The organism is Dietzia sp. KRD202 (assembly GCF_017168155.1).
Lineage (GTDB): Bacteria > Actinomycetota > Actinomycetes > Mycobacteriales > Mycobacteriaceae > Dietzia > Dietzia kunjamensis.
Genome location: NZ_JABFAN010000019.1, coordinates 351,599 through 372,897 on the forward strand (window position 1 = coordinate 351,599; position 21,299 = coordinate 372,897).

The 21,299-nt window shown below is 71.7% G+C and carries 18 protein-coding genes and 1 pseudogene; 8 read left to right on the forward strand and 11 right to left on the reverse strand.

The window, feature by feature from the left end:
- Window positions 1-111: 111 nt before the first annotated feature.
- Genes J1M64_RS20015 through J1M64_RS17370 form a run of 4 tightly spaced genes read left to right on the forward strand, consistent with a single transcriptional unit; the run spans window position 112 to window position 5,105 of the window.
- Entirely contained in the window at window positions 112-1,302 is a 1,191-nt protein-coding gene (locus J1M64_RS20015) for a resuscitation-promoting factor (protein WP_206474943.1), read from the forward strand.
- Window positions 1,299-2,228: a 16S rRNA (adenine(1518)-N(6)/adenine(1519)-N(6))-dimethyltransferase RsmA gene (gene rsmA, locus J1M64_RS17360; RefSeq protein ID WP_206475039.1), complete on the forward strand. Its 930-nt coding sequence runs from the start codon at window positions 1,299-1,301 to the stop codon at window positions 2,226-2,228. Before J1M64_RS20015 ends, rsmA begins: the two co-directional genes overlap by 4 nt.
- 10 nt (window positions 2,229-2,238) lie before the next feature.
- Window positions 2,239-3,240, forward strand: a complete 1,002-nt coding sequence (locus J1M64_RS17365; protein WP_206474944.1) for a 4-(cytidine 5'-diphospho)-2-C-methyl-D-erythritol kinase — start codon at window positions 2,239-2,241, stop codon at window positions 3,238-3,240.
- A gap of 2 nt (window positions 3,241-3,242) precedes the next feature.
- Window positions 3,243-5,105, forward strand: coding sequence for an ABC-F family ATP-binding cassette domain-containing protein (locus J1M64_RS17370; RefSeq protein ID WP_206474945.1), 1,863 nt, complete (start codon window positions 3,243-3,245; stop codon window positions 5,103-5,105).
- A gap of 18 nt (window positions 5,106-5,123) precedes the next feature.
- Here J1M64_RS17370 and J1M64_RS17375 read toward each other — a convergent pair whose 3' ends face one another.
- From J1M64_RS17375 to J1M64_RS17390, 4 genes and pseudogenes are all read right to left on the reverse strand, one after another.
- Window positions 5,124-6,647 carry an HNH endonuclease signature motif containing protein gene (locus J1M64_RS17375; RefSeq protein WP_206474946.1) on the reverse strand — a complete coding sequence of 508 codons (1,524 nt, stop codon included), beginning with the start codon at window positions 6,645-6,647 and terminating at the stop codon, window positions 5,124-5,126.
- A gap of 149 nt (window positions 6,648-6,796) precedes the next feature.
- On the reverse strand, window positions 6,797-7,498 hold the full coding sequence (locus J1M64_RS17380) for an HAD hydrolase-like protein (RefSeq protein WP_206474947.1): 702 nt from the start codon (window positions 7,496-7,498) through the stop codon (window positions 6,797-6,799).
- The gene (locus J1M64_RS17385) at window positions 7,495-8,049 is read right to left on the reverse strand and encodes a TetR/AcrR family transcriptional regulator (protein WP_206474948.1); all 555 of its coding nucleotides are present in this window, start codon (window positions 8,047-8,049) and stop codon (window positions 7,495-7,497) included. The genes J1M64_RS17380 and J1M64_RS17385 overlap by 4 nt, the downstream gene beginning before the upstream one ends.
- Window positions 8,050-8,106: 57 nt before the next feature.
- Window positions 8,107-8,910 (reverse strand): annotated as a pseudogene (locus J1M64_RS17390) (twin-arginine translocation signal domain-containing protein); the annotation flags it as partial.
- Between the two features lie 86 nt (window positions 8,911-8,996).
- Between J1M64_RS17390 and ppk2 the strand changes: the two are divergent.
- The 3 genes from ppk2 (at window position 8,997) to J1M64_RS17405 (ending at window position 12,242) form a co-directional block, all read left to right on the forward strand.
- A complete protein-coding gene (ppk2, locus tag J1M64_RS17395; RefSeq protein ID WP_241261667.1) occupies window positions 8,997-9,899 on the forward strand; it encodes a polyphosphate kinase 2 in 903 nt (300 codons plus the stop codon).
- An 85-nt stretch (window positions 9,900-9,984) separates the two neighbouring features.
- Window positions 9,985-11,028 (forward strand): enoyl-CoA hydratase/isomerase family protein, encoded by a 1,044-nt coding sequence (locus J1M64_RS17400; RefSeq protein ID WP_206474950.1) that lies wholly within the window; start codon window positions 9,985-9,987, stop codon window positions 11,026-11,028.
- A 74-nt stretch (window positions 11,029-11,102) separates the two neighbouring features.
- Entirely contained in the window at window positions 11,103-12,242 is a 1,140-nt protein-coding gene (locus J1M64_RS17405; protein ID WP_206474951.1) for an AI-2E family transporter, read from the forward strand.
- 14 nt (window positions 12,243-12,256) lie between these two features.
- Here J1M64_RS17405 and J1M64_RS17410 read toward each other — a convergent pair whose 3' ends face one another.
- The 4 genes from J1M64_RS17410 to J1M64_RS17425 all read right to left on the reverse strand — a co-directional run bounded on the left by J1M64_RS17410 (window position 12,257) and on the right by J1M64_RS17425 (window position 18,477).
- On the reverse strand, window positions 12,257-13,987 hold the full coding sequence (locus J1M64_RS17410) for a serine hydrolase (RefSeq protein ID WP_206474952.1): 1,731 nt from the start codon (window positions 13,985-13,987) through the stop codon (window positions 12,257-12,259).
- 60 nt (window positions 13,988-14,047) lie between these two features.
- Complete coding sequence (locus tag J1M64_RS17415) at window positions 14,048-15,700, reverse strand: hypothetical protein (RefSeq protein ID WP_241261668.1); 1,653 nt, start codon at window positions 15,698-15,700, stop codon at window positions 14,048-14,050.
- 85 nt (window positions 15,701-15,785) lie between these two features.
- Window positions 15,786-16,769, reverse strand: a complete 984-nt coding sequence (locus J1M64_RS17420) for an LLM class F420-dependent oxidoreductase (protein ID WP_206474953.1) — start codon at window positions 16,767-16,769, stop codon at window positions 15,786-15,788.
- Window positions 16,770-16,803: 34 nt separating this feature from the next.
- Window positions 16,804-18,477, reverse strand: a complete 1,674-nt coding sequence (locus J1M64_RS17425; RefSeq protein WP_206474954.1) for a peptide chain release factor 3 — start codon at window positions 18,475-18,477, stop codon at window positions 16,804-16,806.
- 290 nt (window positions 18,478-18,767) lie between these two features.
- Here J1M64_RS17425 and J1M64_RS17430 point away from each other — a divergent pair, with 290 nt between their 5' ends.
- The gene (locus J1M64_RS17430) at window positions 18,768-19,199 is read left to right on the forward strand and encodes a DUF6508 domain-containing protein (protein ID WP_206474955.1); all 432 of its coding nucleotides are present in this window, start codon (window positions 18,768-18,770) and stop codon (window positions 19,197-19,199) included.
- 39 nt (window positions 19,200-19,238) lie between these two features.
- Here J1M64_RS17430 and J1M64_RS17435 read toward each other — a convergent pair whose 3' ends face one another.
- Genes J1M64_RS17435 through J1M64_RS17445 form a run of 3 tightly spaced genes read right to left on the reverse strand, consistent with a single transcriptional unit; the run spans window position 19,239 to window position 21,257 of the window.
- Window positions 19,239-19,697, reverse strand: coding sequence for a DUF1990 family protein (locus tag J1M64_RS17435; RefSeq protein WP_206474956.1), 459 nt, complete (start codon window positions 19,695-19,697; stop codon window positions 19,239-19,241).
- On the reverse strand, window positions 19,694-20,305 hold the full coding sequence (gene pth, locus J1M64_RS17440; protein WP_206474957.1) for an aminoacyl-tRNA hydrolase: 612 nt from the start codon (window positions 20,303-20,305) through the stop codon (window positions 19,694-19,696). Before pth ends, J1M64_RS17435 begins: the two co-directional genes overlap by 4 nt.
- A 49-nt stretch (window positions 20,306-20,354) precedes the next feature.
- Window positions 20,355-21,257, reverse strand: coding sequence for a LysR family transcriptional regulator ArgP (locus tag J1M64_RS17445; protein ID WP_374220867.1), 903 nt, complete (start codon window positions 21,255-21,257; stop codon window positions 20,355-20,357).
- Window positions 21,258-21,299 lie beyond the last annotated feature (42 nt).

The window sequence follows — 21,299 nt, forward strand, 5'->3', positions numbered from 1 at the left end:
CATGTCACGAGGGTCACGTTGCCGCGGCGCTGTCCGCTCGTTACGCTATCGTGATGAAACGCGAACGGCTGTACGGCAGTTCGCGGAGCTACCCGAGGAGAGAACCCACAAGTGGTTGACGACGCACGGACCGACACCCCCACGGGCGCCCGACCCACCGCGACCCGGGGCATGCTCGCCCCCGTCAAGCGACTCCACGAGTCCCGCTCCACCATGCTGCGGCTGTCCGTCGCCGGGATGCTCACCACCCTCGTGGTGGGTGGGGTGGCGGCGCTCGACCAGCGCACGCAGTACACCCTCGAGGTCGACGGCGAGCAGGTCGAACTGGTCACCTTCAGCTCCGACGTGCGCGCCGCGCTCGCCGACGCCGGCTACAGCGTCGACGACCGGGACGTGGTGATCGCGCCCGGCGACAGCATCGACGACGGCGACACCGTCACCCTGCTGCGCGCCCGGCCCGTCACCGTCGAGGTCGACGGTCGCAGCGAGCAGGTCTGGACCACCGCCACCACCGTCGCCGACCTCGTGGCCGAGCGCGACGACGTCCCGCCCCGCAGCTACGTCAGCCCGCGCATCGACGCGGACGTCCCGCTCGACGGCACCACCGTCTCCGTGGTGACCCCGCGCGAGGCGCTGCTGTCCGACCACGGCGGCCCCGCCACCCCGATGGCCTCACCCGGTGAGACAGTCGGGCAGTTCCTCGAGCGCGCCGGCATCACCCTCGGCCCGCTGGACACTGTCACCCCGGCCCCGGACGCCCCCGTCGAGCCCGGCACCGAGGTCACCATCACCCGCGTGGCCGTCGCTGAGGAGACCGCGGTCGAGCAGTTCAAGGCCCCCGAACAGACCACCGAGGACCCCGAGGCCACCGAGGGCGAGCGCACGGTCGTCGATCCCGGTGCCCCCGGCGAGCGCGAGGTCGTCTACACAATCACCCGCGTCAACGGTGTCGAGACCGAGCGCGCCCGCGGCGCGGAGAAGGTCCTCACCGAGGCCCGCCCCGCCATCGTCCGCGTGGGCACCAAGCCCAAGCCCGCCGCGCCGGCCGTCTCGAACGGCGGCGTGTGGGACTCGATCGCCCAGTGCGAGTCGGGCGGGAACTGGAGCATCAACACCGGCAACGGGTACTCCGGCGGGCTGCAGTTCGCCGCCGGCACCTGGACCGGCCACGGCGGCGGCCAGTACGCGCCCAGCGCGCACCTCGCCACACGTGAGCAGCAGATCGCGATCGCCGAGAAGGTCCGGGCCTCGCAGGGCTGGGGCGCCTGGCCCGCCTGCACCTCCAAGCTGGGCCTGCGCTGACCGGCCCGGACGCGACCTTCCGCGGGCAGGCCGACCCTCTCGGCCCGCAGGAGGTGCGCGCGCTCGCGGAGGAACTGGGCATCAAGCCCACCAAGACCCTCGGACAGAACTTCGTCCACGACGCCAATACGGTCCGCAAGATCGTCACCGCCTCCGGCGTGGGCCGAGACGACACGGTGATCGAGGTCGGGCCGGGCCTCGGGTCGCTGACCCTGCCGCTGCTCGACGCCGCCGGCCACGTGGTGGCCGTGGAGATCGACCCCGTGCTGGCAGGGCGCCTGCCCCGGACCGTCGCAGAGCGGGCCCCGCAGCTCGCCGACGCACTGACCGTCGTGGGCGCCGACGCGCTCGCGGTCTCCGGCGCCGACCTGGGCGGCCCGGGGGTCCCGCCGCCGACCGCGCTGGTGGCCAACCTGCCCTACAACGTCTCGGTGCCCGTGCTGCTGCACATGCTCGCCGAGGTGCCGACCCTGCGCACCGCGCTGGTGATGGTGCAGCTCGAGGTGGCCGACCGCCTCGCCGCCGCCCCCGGCTCGCGCGTCTACGGGGTGCCCAGCGTCAAGGCCGGGTTCTTCGGCACCGTCCGCCGGACCGGCACCGTCGGCCGCAACGTCTTCTGGCCCGTTCCCAACGTCGAGTCGGGCCTGGTGCGGATCGACGCCTACCCCGAGGCCCCGTGGGACCTGGGCGAGGCACACCGGAAGCGGGTGTTCGCGGTGGCCGACGCCGCGTTCGCCCAGCGTCGCAAGACCCTGCGCGCCGCCCTGTCCGGGTGGGCGGGCTCCGGCGCGAACGCCGAACTCGCGCTGACCGAGGCCGACGTCGACCCCAAGGCCCGCGGCGAACAACTCACCACCGCCGACTTCGTCCGGATCGCCGAGGCGTCGGTGCGGCTCGGGATCGGACCGGCGCACCGCGAGCCGTAGGCTGGTGGTCATGCCCCGCGACGCCTCCACCCCTGCCGGCGCGCGCGCCGTGACGGCCGTCGCCCCCGCCAAGATCAACCTCCACCTCGGCGTGGGGGACGTGCGCGGCGACGGCTACCACGACCTGCTCACCGTGTACCGGGCCGTGGACCTGTGGGAGCGGGTCACCGTGTCGCTGGTGGACGCCGCCGACGACGACAGCGAGGTCGTCGTCACCGGGCCCGGGGCCCCGCAGGTGCCGACGGACCGGACCAATCTCGCCGCCCGGGCCGTCGACCTGCTCCGCGAGGAGGCGGGATCGGACGCCCGGATCGCCATCCGGATCCACAAGGGCGTCCCCGTGGCCGGCGGGATGGCAGGCGGCAGCGCGGACGCCGCCGCCGCGCTCGTGGCCACGGACCGGCTGCTCGGTCTGGGACTCGGCCGAGCGGCGCTGGAGGAGCGGGCCGCGCGGCTGGGCAGCGACGTGCCCTTCTGCATCCGCGGCGGCACGGCGTTGGGCACCGGCCGCGGCGAGAAACTCGCCACGCTGCTGCACGCCCGCGCCGAGCAGCACATCGTGGTGGCCCTGGCCGACGGGGGACTGTCCACCCCGACGGTGTTCGCCGAGCTCGACCGGCTGCGCGCCGAGCGCGACCCTGCTGATCCCGGGCGCGACCCGGCTGATCCCGAGCGGGGCCTGCCGCGCGCGGGCGGGGTCGACCCTCTGGTCGTGGCCCTCGCGGGCGACGACCCCGCCGCCGTGGCCGGGCTGCTCGCCAACGACATGGAGGCCGCGGCGCTCTCGCTCATGCCCGCCCTCCGCCGGACCCTGCGCGTCGGCCGGGAGGCCGGGGCCCTGCACGGCATGGTCTCCGGCTCCGGCCCCACCTGCCTGTTCTTCTGCACCGACCGTGACCACGCGATCGCCGTCGCCGCCGAGATCAGCGAGCACGGCGTCGCCCGCGAGGTCCGCGTGACCCGCGGCCCGGTCGGCGGTGCGCACATCGTCGACGACCCCACAGGAAAGTAGAGATGGCCCCCACCAACCTCATCAACCTCGAGCAGTGCTCGGTCTCCTTCGGGATCCGGCAGGTGCTCGACAACGTCTCACTGGGCGTCAACGCCGGCGACCGCATCGGCGTCGTCGGCCTCAACGGGGGCGGCAAGACCACCCTGCTGGAGATCCTCACCGGCGTGGCCGAGCCCGACTCCGGGCGCGTCTCGCAGGTCAGCGGTCTGCGGATCGCCGTGGTCACGCAGCGCACCGAGCTCGCCGCCGACACGGTGGGCCAGGCCGTGGTCGGGAGGCTCGGCCTGGCGGTTCACGAGTGGGCCGGCGACGCCCGTGTCCGCGCGGTGCTCGACGGCATCGGCATCCACGACCTGGGATTGGACACGCCCGTCGCGGACCTGTCCGGCGGTGAGCGGCGCCGGGTGTCGCTCGCCGCGGCGCTCGTGCAGGATTTGGACCTGCTCGTGCTGGACGAGCCGACCAACCATCTCGACGTCGAGGGGGTCCAGTGGTTGGCGGACCACCTGGTCGCGCGATCGAGTGCGCTCGTCGTCGTCACCCACGACCGGTGGTTCCTCGACACCATCGCCACCCACACCTGGGAGGTGGTCGACGGCCACGTCGAGCAGTACGAGGGTGGTTACAACGACTGGGTGTTCGCGCGCGCCGAGCGCGACCGCCAGGCCGCGGCCACCGAGTCGCGTCGTCAGAACCTCATGCGCAAGGAACTCGCATGGCTGCGCCGCGGCGCCCCGGCGCGGACGTCCAAGCCGCGCTATCGCATCGAGGCGGCCGAGGCGCTCATCAAGGACGTGCCGCCGCCCCGCGACTCACTACAACTGTCGAGCTTCGCCGCGCGGCGCCTCGGCAAGGTCGTGATCGAGCTCGAGGACGTGCGCCTCGACGCCCCCGACGGCCGCACCCTCGTCGACGACCTCACCTGGCGACTCGCCCCCGGCGAGCGCGTGGGCCTGGTCGGTGTCAACGGTTCCGGCAAGACCACGCTCCTGCGCGCGCTCGCCGGTGAGGCCCCCCTCGCCGCGGGCAGCCGCAAGGAGGGCAAGACCATCCGGATCGGGTGGCTGCGTCAGGAACTCGACGACCTGCCGCTGGATCAGCGGGTGCTCGAGGCGATCGAGGACGTCGCCGCCCGGGTGGCGTTCGGCAAGGACGAGCTCACCGCCTCCCAGCTGGCCGAGCGGCTCGGCTTCTCCCCGGCCCGTCAGCGCACGCCCGTCGGCGACCTGTCCGGTGGCGAGCGACGACGCCTGCAGCTCACGCGCGTGCTCATGGCCGAGCCCAACGTCCTGCTGCTCGACGAGCCCACCAACGACCTCGACATCGACACGCTGCGCCAACTCGAGGACCTGCTCGACGGCTGGCCCGGCACGTTGGTCGTCATCTCACACGACCGCTATCTCGTCGAGCGCATCTGTGACTCGGTGTGGGCGCTGCTCGGCGACGGCCAGCTCACCAACCTGCCGCGCGGCATCGACGAATACCTGGAGCGCCGTCGTGTCGCCGGGGCGGCGGGCGACTCGGGCAAGGTGTCGCGCTCCACGCCGGGCGCCGGGTCTGCTTCGGCTGGCGGTTCTGTGGCTGGCGGTTCTGAGGCTGGCGGCGCGGACGGGTCTGCCACGGCTCCCGCCCTCTCCGCAGCCGAGGAGCGGGCGCTCACCAAGGAGATGTCGAAGATCGAGCGGCAGATGGGCAAGCTCGACAAGCGCGAGGCCGAACTCCACAAGGCCATGGCCGATGTCTCGGCAGGGGCGATGGACACCGAGAAGCTGGCCGCCCTGGACCGCGAGCTCAAGGACGTCTCCGCGGAGAAGGACACGCTCGAGGAGCGCTGGATGGAACTGGGCGAGCAAATCGAGGGTTGAGTCGCCCGGCCGGCCGACCTAGGCAGCCGACTGCGACCCCGGTTCGCGCTCTGCAGCGTGGAGTCGCTGTTCCGCCTGAGCGCGCAGGTACCTCCGTTCGGAGGCGCGACGGTGCCGGGTGTGCGGTTGGCGCTGCGATCCGGGTATGCCGTCTCCGGTTCTGCCGGCTTCGGCGGCCTCCTTCTGTAGCCGGGAGCGTTCGGGGTGTCGCGGTGCGCCGAACTCCGCCAATGGGCCGGTGGGGGTGGTGATGACGCGTGTCCCGGGGTCCTTGTCGGGATGGTTCGGACCATGTATCCACACGTAGTCCCCGTCAGTACTCCGGTAGTAGGCCCAGATGCCATCGGTCTTGAGGCGATGGTGGGTGCGGCAGATGCTGCCGAGGTCGTCGCTGGTGGTGTATCCGCCGCGTTGGGGATCGTCGTGGTCGAAGGGGATGATGTGGTCGAGGTCCGTCTTGTCCGCCGGGGTCTGGCAGCCGGGGAAAACGCAGGTGCCGTCGCGACCCCGACAGAAGCGGGCCAGTGCCTCCGAGGGGCTGTACCGGCGGGAGGCCTCACTGTCCGGGTCCGCGAGCGTGTCGATCGCGTCGAGTCTGCGCCTGGCGAATCGCTGCAGTTCATCGGACGTGAAGCGACTGACGGGGCCGTAACCTGCCACGAACAGGCCCCGGAAGTCCGCGTCCCCGTCGTCGTAGGCGTGGATCACGACCCGGCGGGCCGCGGCCATCCCGTCCGGGTCCGTGGGGTGGTCTCCGTCGGGTGCGGGCAGACAGGTCCAGCCGCGGCTCAGGGCGAGGAGGCCGGCGGCCCGGAGCTGCCCGATCGACCGGGGGTCGTCTGTTGCGGCGGTGCGGACCAGGGCTTCGATTCGCTCGGTGATCTCCAGGCCGTCGACGGCTGAGAGGGTCGCGGTGAGCAGCGCGAGATCGCCCGTGACCGGCGTCATCCTCACGTTCTGCTCTCGCCGAGCCTGTTGTGCGCGGGCGTCCGCTCCCACGGGGTCGCAGCTCGCGACGTGCTTGCTGAGCATCTTGCGCAGCGGCCCGATCCTGGGCGGGTGGGTTCGGCGCCTCGTCGGTGCGAGTCCCTCGCTGATGCGGCGGTCGAGTTCCGGCATGAGACGGTCCTCCACCAGGGCGGTCTCCTCGGCGATGGCGTGGGCCGCGTCGACTCCGATCCACCCGGTCGTCAGCAGTGTCGCGGTGAGAGGCAGCCGCTCGGTCAGTTCTATGGCGGTGGCCACCAGCCGAAATGCCCCGAGGCGGGACAAAGCCATCGAGGCGCTCACCATGGTCGCCGCCGTGTCCAGAGGATCGCGTCGCTGGTCGCTCCGGGTGGACCTGGATACGCAGTCGTACGCATAGGCCACGGTGCGGCCTTCGGCAGCGTTGATCGCCCGTTGCGCGAGATAGCCGCGTCGCTGTCCGGGGTCCCATCGGCTGAAGGCCTCGGGCACGACGACGTCGGTGGCGGGGGTCGGGACCGTCGTGAATCCCGGAGGGACCACGAACTGCGAGTGGGCGGTGTCTGTTGTGTTCATGGTTCGACTGTATGTTCGAGGTACGACATGGTCGGGAGAAAAAGCTGGCGCGGTCGTGACCTGCGGTGCCCTGGATGCCCCGTTCAGGGCGCCGCAGGTCAGACGGCACTGCGGTTCAGATGGCACTGCGGTTCAGGCGACGCCTCAGGTCAGACGGAGGCGTGGACTGCAGCCAGTAGCGCGTCAGGGTCCGTGAGGTCCGGCAGGACGGTGTGGGCGCCGGCGGCGCGGAGGTCGTCGGCGGAAACCCTGCCGGTGGCGACAGCCACGCAGACGGCACCCGCGTCGCGCGCCCCGCGGACATCGTGCACGTGATCGCCCACGACCACCGACCGCCCGGGGGTCACGTCCACACCGCGGGCCCGGGCGGCGGCGAGGGCGTCGCGGACGAGGTGGGCGCGGTCCGCGTGGTGATCACCGAACGCGCCGAGTCCGGGATCGGGCAGCCCGTCGAAGCCACAGAGCCGCAGCTTGAGCAGCGCCGTCCGCCGCATGTTGCCGGTGACGATCCCCTGGTGCAGTCGCGGGTCCGCGGCCAGGGCGGCGACAGCCTCGTGGGCGCCGGGCAGGGGACCGCCACCACCGGCCAGGAGATCCTCCCCGAACGTTTCGCAGCGCCGGGCCACGGCGTCCATGAGGGAAAGGACCACCTCGTCGTCGTCGACACCTATCCCGTTGATCTCGAGCAGATCGGTGAGGATCGCGCGGTCGGTCCGTCCGGCGAAGGACGCGCCCATGACGGGGTCGCGGCCGAGGAGGTCGGCGAGCGCCGGGGTGATCATGCGGGTCCCGAAGCCGGCGGGGTCGAGGAGGGTGAGGTCGAGGTCCCACAGGACGAGTACGTCGCTCACGTCCCGAACGTCTCCAGCAGCGGCGCCAGCCAGGTGGTGAGGAAGGTGCGGAGGTCGTCGTCGGAGCGGGCCTCGGGCGAGTCCAGGCACAGCACCGACCAGCCCACGTGCACGCCCACCTCCGCGACCAGGTCCAGGCGGCCGGCCAGTTGCGGGAACCGCTCGGCGGCGGGGACGAGGAGCGCGACCGCGTACTGGCGGGCCCGTTCGGCGGAGCCGGGGTCGAAGATGGGGTTCGAGCCGCCGCCGAGCGTGAGCGCGCGCAGCAGGGGATCGTCGAGGATGCAGTGGCGGCCCACCACCACGATCTCCACGATCAGCTCGAGGGGCGTCGTCGCGGCGTCGAGCACATCGGTGAACGCGCCGGTGAGCATGGTGAGTCGCTCGGAGACGGCCTGCGAGACCAGGTCCTCGCGGCTGCCGAAGATGGAGTAGACGGTCTGGCGGCTGACCTCGGCCTGCTTGGCGACCGCGGCGATCGTGACGCCCCCGAAACCGGCGCGCCCGATGACGGCTCGGGTGGCGTCGAGGATGGAGTCGCGGGAGCGCACCCCGCCAGTATCCCGGACGCCGCCGGACGCCGTGTCTAAGAGACGGCGCCCCTAGAAGACAGCGGTGACGTCGACGGAGTGTTTGCCACCGTTGTTAACCCCCAGGGAGCCTTCGCCGTTGGTGTAGGACGGGCGCATCTCGCCGCGCAGTTCCGCCAGGGCGTAGTCCCAGTCCATCGGCATGGGGATCTTGCGCAGGGGCAGGCCGGCGTCGCGGACGCGCTGGGCGAAGACGCGGGAGGCGACGTACCGGGGCGCGGCGACGAGCTCGTCGGGGGCCTCGGCGAGGCGCAGCATCCGGGAGACGCGTGGGTAGTACTCGCGCTCCATCTCGTGCCAGTCGATCGCGCCGGGGAACCACGTGCGGAACAGCTCCTCGGTGGGTTGTAGCGCCATGCCCTGGTAGATGAGGGAGCCGCCGCCGACGCCGGTGGCGCAGACGGACGTCATGTTCTCGCCGACGGACGCCTCGAGCAGGCCGGTGTGGCGCGGGAGGTCCACGGGGCGGCCGAACACCTCGGCCGGCGAGCGGAACCACAGGGCGCGCTCGTCGGGGGAGGTGGCGCTGGGGAAGGTGGTGGAGTCCGGTCCGGTGGGCCAGTGGCGGCCTCGTTCGACGACGACGACGGCGACGCCCGCCTCAGCGAGACGAAGCGCCGAGATGCCGCCGCCGAATCCGCTCCCGACCACGATGCACCGGTGGTCCTGCACCTCGTGGGGGATCCGTCCGGGTGCGGGGGAGTGGGTCGCGACGCCGGCGGAGTCGGTCGGCTGGGCGGCAGCCGTGGGGTCGGTGGCCAGGGCGGCGATCCCGGCCGCGGCGACGGTGCCGAGGAAGCCCCGGCGGGAGAGGTGCGGCATGGGCGTGAAACTAGACAGTGTTGACGAAAACTGTCAACATCGTCGTCCCGGCCGAGGAGGCCGGGTCGGGTCCGTAGGCTCGGGCCATGAGCAGCAAGAAGGCCTCCGGTAAGAGCGGCAGCAAGAGCGCGTCCAAAAGCGGTGCCAAGAGCGGTGCGAAGAAGAAGGACCTCCTGCCCAGCGGTCTGGAGAAGCTGCCGAAGAAGGCCTACGAGGCCGAGCTCGAGCGGCTGCAGGCGGAGCTGGTCGAGATGCAGGCCTGGCTCCGGGAGACCGGCAACCGGATGGTGGTGGTTTTCGAGGGGCGCGACGCCGCGGGCAAGGGCTCGGCCATCAAGCGGATCACGCAGTACCTCAACCCGAGGCACGCCCGGATCGTGGCATTGCCCGCCCCGACGGAGGTGCACAAGACGCAGTGGTACTTCCAGCGCTACATCGAGCACCTGCCGGCGGCCGGGGAGATCGTGATCTTCGACCGGTCCTGGTACAACCGGGCCGGGGTGGAGCGGGTGATGGGTTTCTGCACACCCGACGAGTACCGGCGGTTCCTGCACCAGGCTCCGATCTTCGAGCGGCTGCTGGTGGAGGACGGGATCATGCTCCGCAAGTACTGGTTCTCCGTGTCCGACGAGGAGCAGGAGCACCGGTTCCGGTCGCGCCATGACGACCCGATGCGCCGCTGGAAGCTCTCGCCGATGGATCTGGAGTCCATCACCCGGTGGGAGGACTACAGCCGGGCCAAGGACGAGATGTTCGTCCACACCGACATCCCCGAGGCGCCGTGGTTCACGGTCGAGTCCGAGGACAAGAAGCGCTCGCGGATCAACGTCATCTCGCACCTGCTGTCGACCGTGCCGTGGGAGAAGCTCGACCCGCCGGAGCTGGAGATCCCCGAGCGGCCGAAGGGTGCGGACTCGAACTACGACCGCCCGCCGCGCGAGGAGTTCAGGTACGTGCCGGACGTGGCCTCGCAGTTGTTGGAGGGCTGAGGCGGCGGGCCCGCATCGGGGGCAGCGAAGTAGGAATTCCTAGTATCCGTGCGACGGTCGGTGGGCGGCCTGACACTATGGGGTCATGAGCGAATTCGTCAGCAGCCGGCGTGATGGCCGGATACAGCACATCGTCCTGGACCGCCCCAAGGCCCTGAACTCGCTGGACCTGTCCATGTGCCGGGCCCTGCACACGGCGCTGGACGAGGCGTCCAAGGACGAGGGCGTCGAGGCCGTCATCACCACGAGCACCTCGGAGAAGGCGTTCTGTGCGGGTGGCGACATCCGCGCGCTGCGCGACGCCGCGGCCGCCGGTGAGCACGAGAGGAACCACGAGTTCTTCTCCGAGGAGTACGCGATGGATCTGGCGTACCACACGCATCGCGTTCCCACGGTCGCAGTGATCCACGGGGTGGCCATGGGCGGAGGCCTGGGAGTCTCGATCAACGGCTCGCACCGCGTGGTGACCAAGAAGGTCATGATGGCCATGCCGGAGACGGCGATCGGCTTCATCCCGGACGTCGGCGCCAGCCACTTCCTGCCGCGCCTGTGCGGCGGCGGCGCGCGCGGCCTGGCCGTGGCGATCTACCTCGGCACGACGGGCGTGCGGATGAACTCCGCCGACGCCCTCTTCACCGGCCTGGGCACCCACCTGATCGACGACGACGAGCGCAACGCCTTCGTCGACGCCGTAGCCGCCATCGGCTTGGCCGACGCGCTGAAGAGGTTCGGTCTCGAGCGCTCCGAGGCGGGGGAGTCCGCCATCGAGGCCCGTATCGAGCGCATCGAGGACGTCTTCTCCCGCGACACCGCGCAGGAGATGATCGCGGCGCTCGAGTCCGGTGAGCAGGACGAGTGGGCCACCACCACGCTCGAGATGTTGCGGTCGCACTGCCCCACGTCGATCGTCGCCACCATCGAGCTGCTGCGTGCCGGCGCGAAGGCGGAGGACCTGCGCGAGTGCCTGGACAACGAGCTGGCCCTGGGCGCCTGGATCACCGCTCGCCCGGACTTCGTCGAGGGCGTGCGGGCCGTCGTGATCGACAAGGACCGCAACCCCACCTGGGACCCAGCGGACCTCGACTCCGTGGACGTCGACGCCATCCGCTCGGCGCTCGCCGGGAACTGATCGGTTTCGCCGCGAGCCGATCGGGATACGCTGAGCGGCGTCCGGTGCACGGGGCGCCGCGCGTGAGGAGGGCCATGAGCACCAGCGTCGACGGCGTGCGGGACCCGGACGTGGGGGCTCCGCACGAGGAACCCAAGGGCTGGGGCATCGCCGGCGTCACGGCGGTGTCCCTCGCGGCCCTGTTCGTGGTGGTGTGGGGACTGTCCGAGCACGCGAGCCTGCTGATGCCGGCGTTCCTGGCGTTGAACCTGGTCATCGCCGCCCAGCCCCTACAGCGGCTGCTGCAGCGGGCAGGGCTGCCCCGCTGGGGGGCGATGATCATCGTCCTGCTGGTGCTCTACCTGCTGCTGGCCGCGCTGGTCGGGATGCTGGTGTGGGCGTTGTGGGTCGCGGCCGAAGAGATCCCGCAATACCAGGACAAGTTCATCGAACTGTACGAGCAGACGATCGCGTTCCTCGGCACCTTCGGCGTGAGCGAGGACCAGGTCACCTCGAGCCTCCAGGGAGTGGACCCCACCACGATCGTCGGCACCCTGCAGAACGTCGCCGGTCAGTTGTCCTCGGCCGGCGGTCAGCTCACCGTCCTGGTCATCGCGCTGACATTCCTCGTGTTCGACGTCCCCGGCATCACGAGGCGTCGCGCGGTCATCGCCCGGCAGCGGCCCCGGCTCGCCGACGCCCTCGGGTCGTTCACGGACGGCGTGAAGTCGTACTGGATCGTCTCCACCGTCTTCGGCCTCATCGTGGCCGTGATCGACACGGTGGCCCTGATGATCCTCGGCGTGCCGCTGGCGCTGGTGTGGGGCGTGCTCGCGTTCGTCACCAACTACATCCCCAACATCGGCTTCGTGCTGGGACTGGTGCCGCCGGCACTGTTCGCGCTGCTCACCGGGGGGCCGGTCGAGGCGATCTGGGTGGTGGTGATCTACAGCGTCGTCAACCTGGTCATGCAGAGCTTCATCCAGCCCAAGTTCACGGGCGACGCCGTGGGGCTGACCCCCACCGTGACGTTCCTGTCGTTGGTGTTCTGGTCGGCGATCGCCGGCGCGCTGGGCGCGATCCTCGCCGTCCCGCTGACACTGGCGGTCAAGGCGTTCCTGGTGGACGCCGATCCCCGGATGGCCTGGCTCTCCACGTTCCTCACGACCCCGGACGCGGACGCCAAGCGGGACCGGCGGCGCGCGGCGCAGCTGGAGGCGGCCCGGTCGGCGTAGTCCCGGCCGGACGGTCAGGCAGCGGGCTCGGTGGGCTCTGCGGGCTCGGTGGGCTCGTCCCCGACGCGGGTGAAGGTGCCCAGGCCGTTGCCGTCGAGGAGTTCCACGGTCACCGTGTCGCCGTCGAAGGTGACGCTGCCGCGGGAGCCGGGCGGCCAGTTCTCACCGACCGGGCTCACGGCGAAGGTGTCGCCGTCCCAGTGGTCGAGCGGCCAGACCTGCGGTCCCGGGCCCACGTCCAGCGCGAGTGCGGGGCCGGCGACCAGCGGATCGTCCGACTCCGGGCCATCCGGGTCCCGGTCAGCCTGTGAAGCGACGCGGCGGATCTCGATCTCGCCGAAGTAGTCGTTGCGGTAGACGCCCACCAGCTCGTCGGCCGGGCGCGGCGGTGCGGGGGCGGAAGGTTGCCGAGTGGAGACCAGGTCGCCGACGGGGGCCAGCAGTGGGCCGAACGCCTCGCCGTACAGCTCCCGCCACTTCAGGGTGGGGTCGCCGAACTGCGCGTAGTCCGCGAATCGCGAATTGATGGTCTCCGCCACCCCGACGGGCGAGGCGTTGGTCAGGGTGATGATGCCGAGGTCCAGCGACGGCATCATGAGCATCGCCGTTCCGGCGCCGAGCGCGAACGCACCGGAGTGACTCCACTCGACGCGGCCGGAGGAGCTGGTGGAGATATTGAACCCGTAGCCGTAGGTCCCGGTCCGGTCCGCCGCGGACTGCGGGGGTGAGGACACGGCCTGCGGGGTCAGAGCCTGTCGGAGTGCGTCGGAGGGGACCACCTGCGAGCCGCCGGGCCCGGCGCCGTCGGCGAGCACCATCGACATCCACCGCGCCATGTCCGAGACCGACGAGCTCAGGCCCCCCGCGGGGGCCTGGGCGTCCGGGTCACGCGCGGGATCGGCCGGGACCCAGTCGCCGGACGACTCGCCCGACTCGTCGGCGGCGGCGCGGACATGGCCGACGACGCGGTTGTCGCGGTCGAGCAGGTCCTCGTAGGAGTAGGAGGTGTCGTCCATGTCGAGGGGGTCGAAGAGCCGCTCGCGGGCCAGCTCCGGCCACGGGGTGCCGGCCGCGACGGCCACGGCTTCGGCTCCGGCGGTGAGCCCGAAGTTGGTGTACGCGTACGAGGCGCGGAATGGTTCCAGCGGCAGGTGGCGCAGTCCGTGCAGGATCGCCGGGCGGTCATACCCGAGGTCCTCCAGGTCGTCGCCCGCGTGCTCGGGTAGCCCGGAGCGGTGCGCGAACAGGTCGCCCACCGTCACGTCGGCGGTCACGCCCGGATCGGACAGGGCGAACCACGGGAGGTGCTCGCGCACGGGCGTCGACCAGTCGATCTCGGTCTCGGCGGTCTCCGCGGCCACGACGGTGGCGCTGACCGGCTTGGAGACCGACGCCATGGGGAACACCGTCCGCGCGTCGACCTCCTCGCCGGTCTCGGTGCTGCGCACGCCGAACCCCTCGGCCAACGCCACCTCGCCACCGTGCACCACCGCCACTGCGACGCCCGGGATGCCCGAGGCCTCGAGCTCCTCCTCGACGATGTCGGTCACCTTGCCGATCGCGTACTCGACCCGGTCGTCCGAGACCTCCAGTCCGGAGTAGGCCGCGGGACTCTGGCCGGGCTCCGGGTCGGGGACCGGGGTGCCGCATGCCGAGGCGGACATGGCCACGGTGAGCCCGAGCGCCGCTGCTCCGGCGATCCGCGGGCGGCGCGAGCGACGGGGAGGGGACGGGTCCGGGGTCATTGCCTCAGGTTAGTCGTCCGGCGCCGCGAATCGCCGCAACAGCGCAGGACGAGCCGGTGGTCAGCGCGCCCGTTCCCAGTTGGCGGTCCACGCCTCGGCGCCGCCCATGAGTTGACGCTCCAGCTCGGCCCGGTCGGGCCCGGCGCGGTGCAGCACGTCGGCGGCCCAATCGGCGTAGAGGCCGTACTGGGCGACCCCGTCGGTGTTGAGGTCGTACACGCGGTCACCGAACCGCCACCGGTCCATCACCTCGCCGCTGGGCGCGGTGAACGGGTACACGAGCGGGTCGCTCGCCGCGCTCGGCCGGGGCTCGGCGAGGGCGGCCAGGCCGTTGACGTCGGAGCCGAAGCCGTAGCCGGTGAACGGCCGGGCGGCGCCGGCGGTGTTCGTGCGCCACTGCTCGAGGAAGCCGGTCTCGAAGTTCTCGGTGGCCTCGGCGGGCCAGGCAAACGCGGCCACGAACCCGCCCTGCTCGTGGACCCGGCGAGTGTTGCCCTGCGTGGCCCAGGCGTGGTCCACGACCAGGCCTGTGTACCCAGCCTCAGCGGCGATGTCGAGGGTGCGGTGGGCGGTCTTGACGCCCATGTGGTCGATGTTGATCACCATGCCGCGGGCCATCATCCCGCGGATCGCGTGCTCGCCCAGTGGCGTCAGCCCGCGCACGTTGCACAGCGGAGCCTCGGGGTAGACGGGCAGTGCCGCGCCCGCCGGGGCGTCCGAGGAGGCCACCGTCAGGCCGTCGGCGACGGGCGTGGAGGCCAGGGGTTGGGCGTGGTCGGCGTCGGGACCGGTGCACGGCTCGGTCTCCCAGAACCGCTGGGTGCCCAGTTTGTTGCCGATGTTGACCGCGAGGCCGGCCAGTTCCTCGTCCATGCGGGCGCCACCGAGGGCGTTGTCGAACTTGTGTACCGGGAACACGGTCGACACGCCCCACGAGGCGAACTCGTCGAGACCCCGGTCGATGTCCTCGGTCGTGCACATCGGCACGTCGTCGACCACCCGGCACCCGAACGGCTCGGATGCCTCGACGCCCAGCGTGACGGCGAGTTTCCCGTCCGCGGCGATCGCGCGGACGTCCTCCGGCGAGCGGGCGATCCGGAACCAGCCGCGCCCGGGGCCACCGTGCTCGGCGTCGATATGGGCCTCCATCCGCTCGAGGTAGTCCACCTGCCGGCGCAGCTGCGCCATCTCGTCGCACGGGGAGCGCGCGGGCACCCCGATCCCGGCCAGGGCCTCGCAGAGCACACGGTTCGCTACGAGGTGGTTGTTGAGTACCCGGAGCCCGCCGCGCCACGCCCGCTCTATACCGGTGTAGTAGGCCTGTTCGTGCAGTTGGGAGTCGTGCGACGGCCACTGCGCGAAGGTGGGGAAGCCCTGAGTCCCGCCGGGCAGGGCGGTGCCCCCGAGCGCCGATTCGAGCAGCGCGAAGTGCCCGGTTCCCGAGTGGCTGGGGCAGTCCGCGAGCGCCTCGCCGAGGCCGCCGGGGGAGAACGGCTCGCCGCAGCGCAGTGCCCCGCCGAACGCCTGCGACGCCGCGAGGTGCGCGTGGGCGTCGACCATTCCTCTGATGGGGGAGCCGTCGGTCGGGGTCGCCGCCCGGGTCGGTGCGGCGTTCAGGGGGGCGAGTAGGGCGACGACGACGAGGAGTGCCGTCGCGGCCCACGCACGGCCTCCGGGATGTGCTGCCCTCGTCGTCGTCCCTTGTGCCACCATGGCGTGACACTAATCCCACTCCTCGGGCAGGGGAGGGGGTTTCGCCCGCCCGGCGGGGCGACCGGCCGGCCGGGCAGGGCTCGCGTCAGAGCTGGCGCGCCACCTCGGAGGCGACCAGGTCGAGGTGGTCCAGGTCGGACATGTCGAGCACCTGCAGGTAGATGCGCCGGGCGCCGATCGCCGCGTACCGGCCGATCGTGTCCACGACCTCGTCCGGGGTCCCGGCGGCGCCGTTGGCTCGCAGTTCGTCGACGTCGCGGCCGATGGCGTCCGCACGCCGGGCGATCTGTGCCTCGTCGCGTCCGCAGCACAGGACCAGCGCGGCCGAGCGGATGATCTCCTCGGGGGCGCGGCCGCGCTCGGCGCAGGCCTCGTCGACCCGGCGGTACTGCGTGGCCACGGTGTCGAGGTCGGCGAACGGCACGTTGAACTCGTCGGCGAACCGGGCGGCCAGGGCCGGGGTCCGCTTCCTGCCGTGACCGCCGACGATCACCGGCGGGCGCTGCTGCACGGGCTTGGGGAGGCCGGGGGAGTCCAGCATCTCCACACGCTTCCCGTGGACGGAGACCGTCTCGCCGGCGGGCGTGGACCAGAAGGTCTCCAGCGCCCCGAGGGTGTCCTCCAGCAGGTCGAACCGCTCGCCCAGCGGCGGGAAGGGGATGCCGTAGGCGGTGTGCTCGTCGGCGTACCAGCCGGCGCCGAGTCCCACGTCGAGGCGGCCGCCGGACATCTCGTCGACCTGGGCCATCGAGATCGCCAGCGGGCCCGGGTGGCGGAACGTCACCGAGGTGAGCAGGGTGCCGAGCCGGATGGTCGAGGTCTCGCGGGCCAGGGCGGCGAGGGTCAGCCACGCGTCGGTGGGGCCGGGCAGGCCACTGATGTCGCCCATCTTGAGGTAGTGGTCCGACCGGAAGAAGGCCTCGTAGCCGAGGTCCTCCGCCGCGCGGGCGACGGCGAGCTGGTCGGCATACGTCGCGCCCTGCTGGGGCTCGACGAAGACGCGGAGGCTGACCGAGGGGTCGGCTCCGGGAGAGGGCGTGGCTGCGGTGGCTGCGGGATCTGCTGGCATGACTCCCAGGATGCCCGTCCGGCGGGCGGGCGGGCTAGTTGGTGTCGGCGACCAGCGGCTCGATGGTGAGGTGTTCCATCTCCTTGGTGATGTACTGCAGCCGCCACTTGTCACCGAACAGGGCCAGCAGTTCGCCGTCGGTGCGCTGGAAGACCTCGACCCCGCGCTGGCGGCCGAGTTCGCCGGCCGACTCTGCGTCGGTGCGGCGGGCGATCGTGTACGGCAGGTTGTCCACCACGACCTCGACGTTGAACTCGGCCTTCATCCGGGCCGTGACCACCTCGAACTGCATGGGGCCGACCGCGGCCATGACCGGGTTGGCGTCGCCGCGGGTGTCGTTGCGCAGGATCTGCACGACGCCCTCGGCGGCCAGCTGGTCGATGGCCTTGCGGAACTGCTTGTACTTGCCCAGCGACTGGGCGCGGACCACCGCGAAGTGCTCGGGGGCGAACTGCGGGATCGGCGGGAACTGCACCTTCTTACCGCTGTAGAGGGTGTCGCCGGGGGCGAGGGCCGTGGCGTTGACCAGGCCCACCACGTCGCCGGGGTAGGCGGTCTCCACGGTGGTGCGGTCGCGGCCGAACACCGTCAGCGCGTACTTGGTGGTGAACGGCTTGCCCGTCTGGGCGTGCTGGACCACCATGCCGCGCTCGAACTCGCCGGAGACCACGCGCATGAACGCCAGGCGGTCGCGGTGCGCGGCGTCCATGCCGGCCTGCACCTTGAACACCATGGCGGAAAACGGCTCCGAGGTCTTGCGGGGCTCGCCCGAGACGGTCGGCCACTCGCCCGGCGCCGGGGCCAGCTCGACCAGCGCGTCGAGGATCTGGTGGACGCCGAAGTTGAGCATCGCCGAGGCGAAGATCACCGGGCTGGTCTCGCCGGCCAGGTACAGCTCCTGGTCGTGGTCCTGACCCATCGCCGAGAGCAGCTCGGACTCCTCGACCGCGGTCTCCCACACGTCGCCCTCGCGCTCGGCGGCGGTGTCCGGGTCGTAGTGCTCCTCGGGCGCGATGGTCGAGCCACCGGCGGTGCGGGTGAAGTGGACGTACTCCTCGGGGGCGCCGTCGTCGCCGCGGCGCAGCAGGCCGCGGTAGTCGCCGGCGATGCCCACGGGCATGAACAGCGGGGTGGGCACCAGGCCGATCTGCTCGGTGATCTCGTCGAGCAATTCGAGCGGCGCCCGGCCGGGTCGGTCCCACTTGTTGATCACCGTGATGATCGGCAGACCGTTGTGCTTGCACACCTGGAAGAGTTTGAGGGTCTGCGGCTCGAGGCCCTTGGCGGCGTCGATGAGCATGACCGCCGCGTCGACCGCGGTGAGGACGCGGTAGGTGTCCTCGGAGAAGTCGGCGTGGCCGGGGGTGTCGACCAGGTTGATGACGTACGGGTCGTCGCCGGGGTTCGAGCCCTCTGGCGCGTAGGTGAACTGCAGTGCCGTGGAGCTGACGGAGATACCGCGGGCCTTCTCCATCTCCATCCAGTCCGACACGGTCGAGCGGCGGCCCGACTTGCCGTGGACCGCGCCGGCCTCGGTGATCACCCGGGCGTGCAGCGCCAGCGCCTCCGTGAGCGTGGACTTGCCGGCGTCCGGGTGGGCGATCACGGCGAATGTCCTGCGGCGCGCGACTTCGGACGTGACGTCCCCGGCGGCGTCCGCATCCGTGGCGTGCCCGCCCGTTCCGGTGTCCTCGGCGGTCTCGGTCACGCGCACTCCTTCTGGCAGTCGACGGCCCTCGTCGTCGTCACCCAGCGTACGTCCGCCCACGGGTGAGCACACAATCCGGCGGTGCGACCCGCGAGGTCGGTGTGGTGCGTGAAACGCGAGGTCAGGCGCGGCGCCGGCGGGGATCGAGCCCGCCAGTCGATAGCTTTCGTAACGAGTGAGCGTGCCCCGACCGATGAACCGTGAACGACGCGACGCGCGGCCGGGTGTCGTACCCGGTCGCTACGGTGCGCACGAGCCGCGTCACGGGACGCGCGGAGGCAGGAACTGGCATGGGCGAGAGCAGTGACAGGCACGAACTCGAGGAGCGCAGGGCCGCGCTCCGGCGGCTGATGCCGGTGACGGAGCGGCTGCGCGGGCTGGACGGCGTGACCTGGGCGGGCGGTCGGCGGGACCGCAACGGCGCGTACCTGGTGCGGTACCCGACCTACGACGAGGACACCCTGGCCGTGATGGAGGAGTTCGGCGGGGGAGTGCTCACCCGGCACGGCTACCTCGACGAGTTGGAGCGGCGCGGATTATCGGACGGCTCCCTGACCGACCTCACCGGGTTGGCGGAGCAGTCGGACGAGGACCTGACCCGCGCGCTGCTCACCTGGGTGGTCCGGTCCGAGCGGTTCTACGACGGCGCGGTCGCGGAGGCGCTGCGGGAGGGGTCGTTGGTGGCGCTGCTCGACCGGCTGCGGGAGCTCTATGAACTGTGATGTCCGAGCACTGTGATGTCCCCGCGCTGTGATGTCGGGTCAGGGCCGGTCGCGCAGGACGGCGAGGTAGCGGCGGGTGATCCGCTCCTGTTCGAGCCGGGCGACGGGTGCGCCCAGCCGGGCGAGCAGGGTGGCGTGCGCGGATTCGCCGGTGAGGGTGAGCGCGACGGCGTCGGTGACGGGATCGTGCCGGACGAGGAACGTCTCCCATCCACGCTCGGGGTGGCCGGGTAGGGCGCGGTAGGTGAACCCCCGCGCGTCGGGGCGGTCGATGACTTCCGTGACCTCGCAGGGGGCGGTGAGCCGTAGCCACGCGCCCGGGCCCGTTCGCGGCCGGAGGGTGACGGTGCGGCCGGGGGTGGCGGGCCTGGTGGCGTCGACGACGAGGCCTGCCCGCCGGTGCAGGTCCCAGGTGACGAGTGCTGCACCCGCGCGGCGGAAGAGCTCGGCTCCGGAGCCCAGGTGGGCCTCGCGCTCGAACCGCCGGGAGCGCGTCACGCGGAGTGGACCTGGTTCTGGGCCGTCTCCAGCCCGTGCTCGAGAAGGAGTTCCACGGCGTCGGCGGCGTCCTGGATGAGGAACGCCACATCGGGTTGCTCGAGCTTGGAGAAGCGCTTGAGTACGAAGTCAGCCACCGCCATGCGGCCCGGCGGACGGCCGACCCCGGCGCGGACGCGGATGTAGTCGCGGGTGCCGAGTGAGCCGGACAGCGAGCGCAGGCCGTTGTGGCCGCCCTCGCCGCCACCGCGCTTGAGGCGGACCTGCCCGAAGTCGATGTCGATCTCGTCGTGGATCACGATGATGTCGGTGGGCGTGACCGAGAAGTACTTGGCGACCGCGGCGACCGGCCCGCCCGAGAGGTTCATGTAGCTGCGGGGGCGGGCCAGGACCACGGGCTTGTCGGCGAGCCGGGTCTGGGCGATCTCGCAGTTGGTCCGCTTGTGGGTGGAGAAGCTCGCCGGCATCGGCAGGGCGCGGGACGCCAACTCCTGCAGGACGTCCCAGCCGATGTTGTGGCGGGTGCCCTCGTAGTCGGGTCCGGGGTTGGCCAGACCCACGATGAGCGTGGGGCCGGGCGTGGGGCCGGGCGTGGAAGCGGTAGTCACGGGGCCATGATCCCAGACGGCGTCGGCCCGCCCGGGCGCACCTGTCCGATCAGTTCCGCAGCTCGGTGCGGGCGGTGTCGAGGACGGCGGCGGTGAGGGCGTCGAGGTCGGGTGACTGCAGTTTCCAGTGCTGCCAGAACAGGGGGACGTCGAGGAAATGGTCGGGGGAGACGTCGACGATCTCGCCGGAGACCAGCCATGGGGTGGCGAGGTGCTCGGGGATCAGGCCCCAGCCCAGCCCGGCGACGATCGCCCGGACGTGATCGTGCGAGCTGGGGATGAAGTGCCGCGGCCCGGTGGGTTCCCGGCGGGCCAGGCGGCGATAGTGGTTGTTTTGGTGGCCGTCGCTGCGGTCGAAGTCGACGATGGGCGCCCGGCCGAGCGCGGCGGTGGTCGAGCCGTCACGCAGGTGCCGGGCGACGAACCCGGGGCTCGCGCAGGCCAGGTACCGCATGGACCCCAGGGGCTGCGAGCGGCAACCCTGGACCGGCCGGGACTGGCTGGTCACCGCGGCCATCACCTCGCCGCGCCGCAGCAACTCGCTGGACAGGGACTCGTCCTCGCGGCGGATGTCGAAGACCACCCGGCCGGCCGCGTGGACCTCGGTCATGGCATCGAGAAACCAGGTCGCCAGCGAGTCGGAGTTGCACGCCACGGCCAGGACCACATGCTCCTGGGCCGACGCCGGGTCGTCGAGCTCGCCGGCGAGGGATTCCTCGAGGTGGAGCATCTGCCGCGCTGTACGCAGCACGATCTCGCCGGAGGCGGTGGCAGAGATCGGGCGGTCGCGACGGACGAGGATCCGCCCCGCCGACTCCTCGAGCGCGCGGACCCGCTGGGACACCGCCGACTGGGTGATGTGCAGGTGGGCGGCGGCGGCCTCGAACGAGCCGAGGTCCACGACGGCGGCGAGGGTGCGGAGGTGGTCCAGCTGCAGGGTGTTCATAAGCATGGCTAATGTTAGTGCAGAAAGTGCAGTGGCACTACTGATGAA

Excerpts from the sequence above, each read along its gene's own strand:
- J1M64_RS17365 (WP_206474944.1), top strand. The coding sequence starts at position 2,239 with ATGCCCCGCGACGCCTCCACCCCTGCCGGCGCGCGCGCCGTGACGGCC.
- J1M64_RS17370 (WP_206474945.1), top strand. The coding sequence starts at position 3,243 with ATGGCCCCCACCAACCTCATCAACCTCGAGCAGTGCTCGGTCTCCTTC.
- J1M64_RS17375 (WP_206474946.1), bottom strand. The coding sequence starts at position 6,647 with ATGAACACAACAGACACCGCCCACTCGCAGTTCGTGGTCCCTCCGGGA.
- ppk2 (WP_241261667.1), top strand. The coding sequence starts at position 8,997 with ATGAGCAGCAAGAAGGCCTCCGGTAAGAGCGGCAGCAAGAGCGCGTCC.
- J1M64_RS17400 (WP_206474950.1), top strand. The coding sequence starts at position 9,985 with ATGAGCGAATTCGTCAGCAGCCGGCGTGATGGCCGGATACAGCACATC.
- J1M64_RS17405 (WP_206474951.1), top strand. The coding sequence starts at position 11,103 with ATGAGCACCAGCGTCGACGGCGTGCGGGACCCGGACGTGGGGGCTCCG.
- J1M64_RS17410 (WP_206474952.1), bottom strand. The coding sequence starts at position 13,987 with ATGACCCCGGACCCGTCCCCTCCCCGTCGCTCGCGCCGCCCGCGGATC.
- J1M64_RS17415 (WP_241261668.1), bottom strand. The coding sequence starts at position 15,700 with ATGGTGGCACAAGGGACGACGACGAGGGCAGCACATCCCGGAGGCCGT.
- J1M64_RS17420 (WP_206474953.1), bottom strand. The coding sequence starts at position 16,769 with ATGCCAGCAGATCCCGCAGCCACCGCAGCCACGCCCTCTCCCGGAGCC.
- J1M64_RS17430 (WP_206474955.1), top strand. The coding sequence starts at position 18,768 with ATGGGCGAGAGCAGTGACAGGCACGAACTCGAGGAGCGCAGGGCCGCG.
- J1M64_RS17445 (WP_374220867.1), bottom strand. The coding sequence starts at position 21,257 with ATGCTTATGAACACCCTGCAGCTGGACCACCTCCGCACCCTCGCCGCC.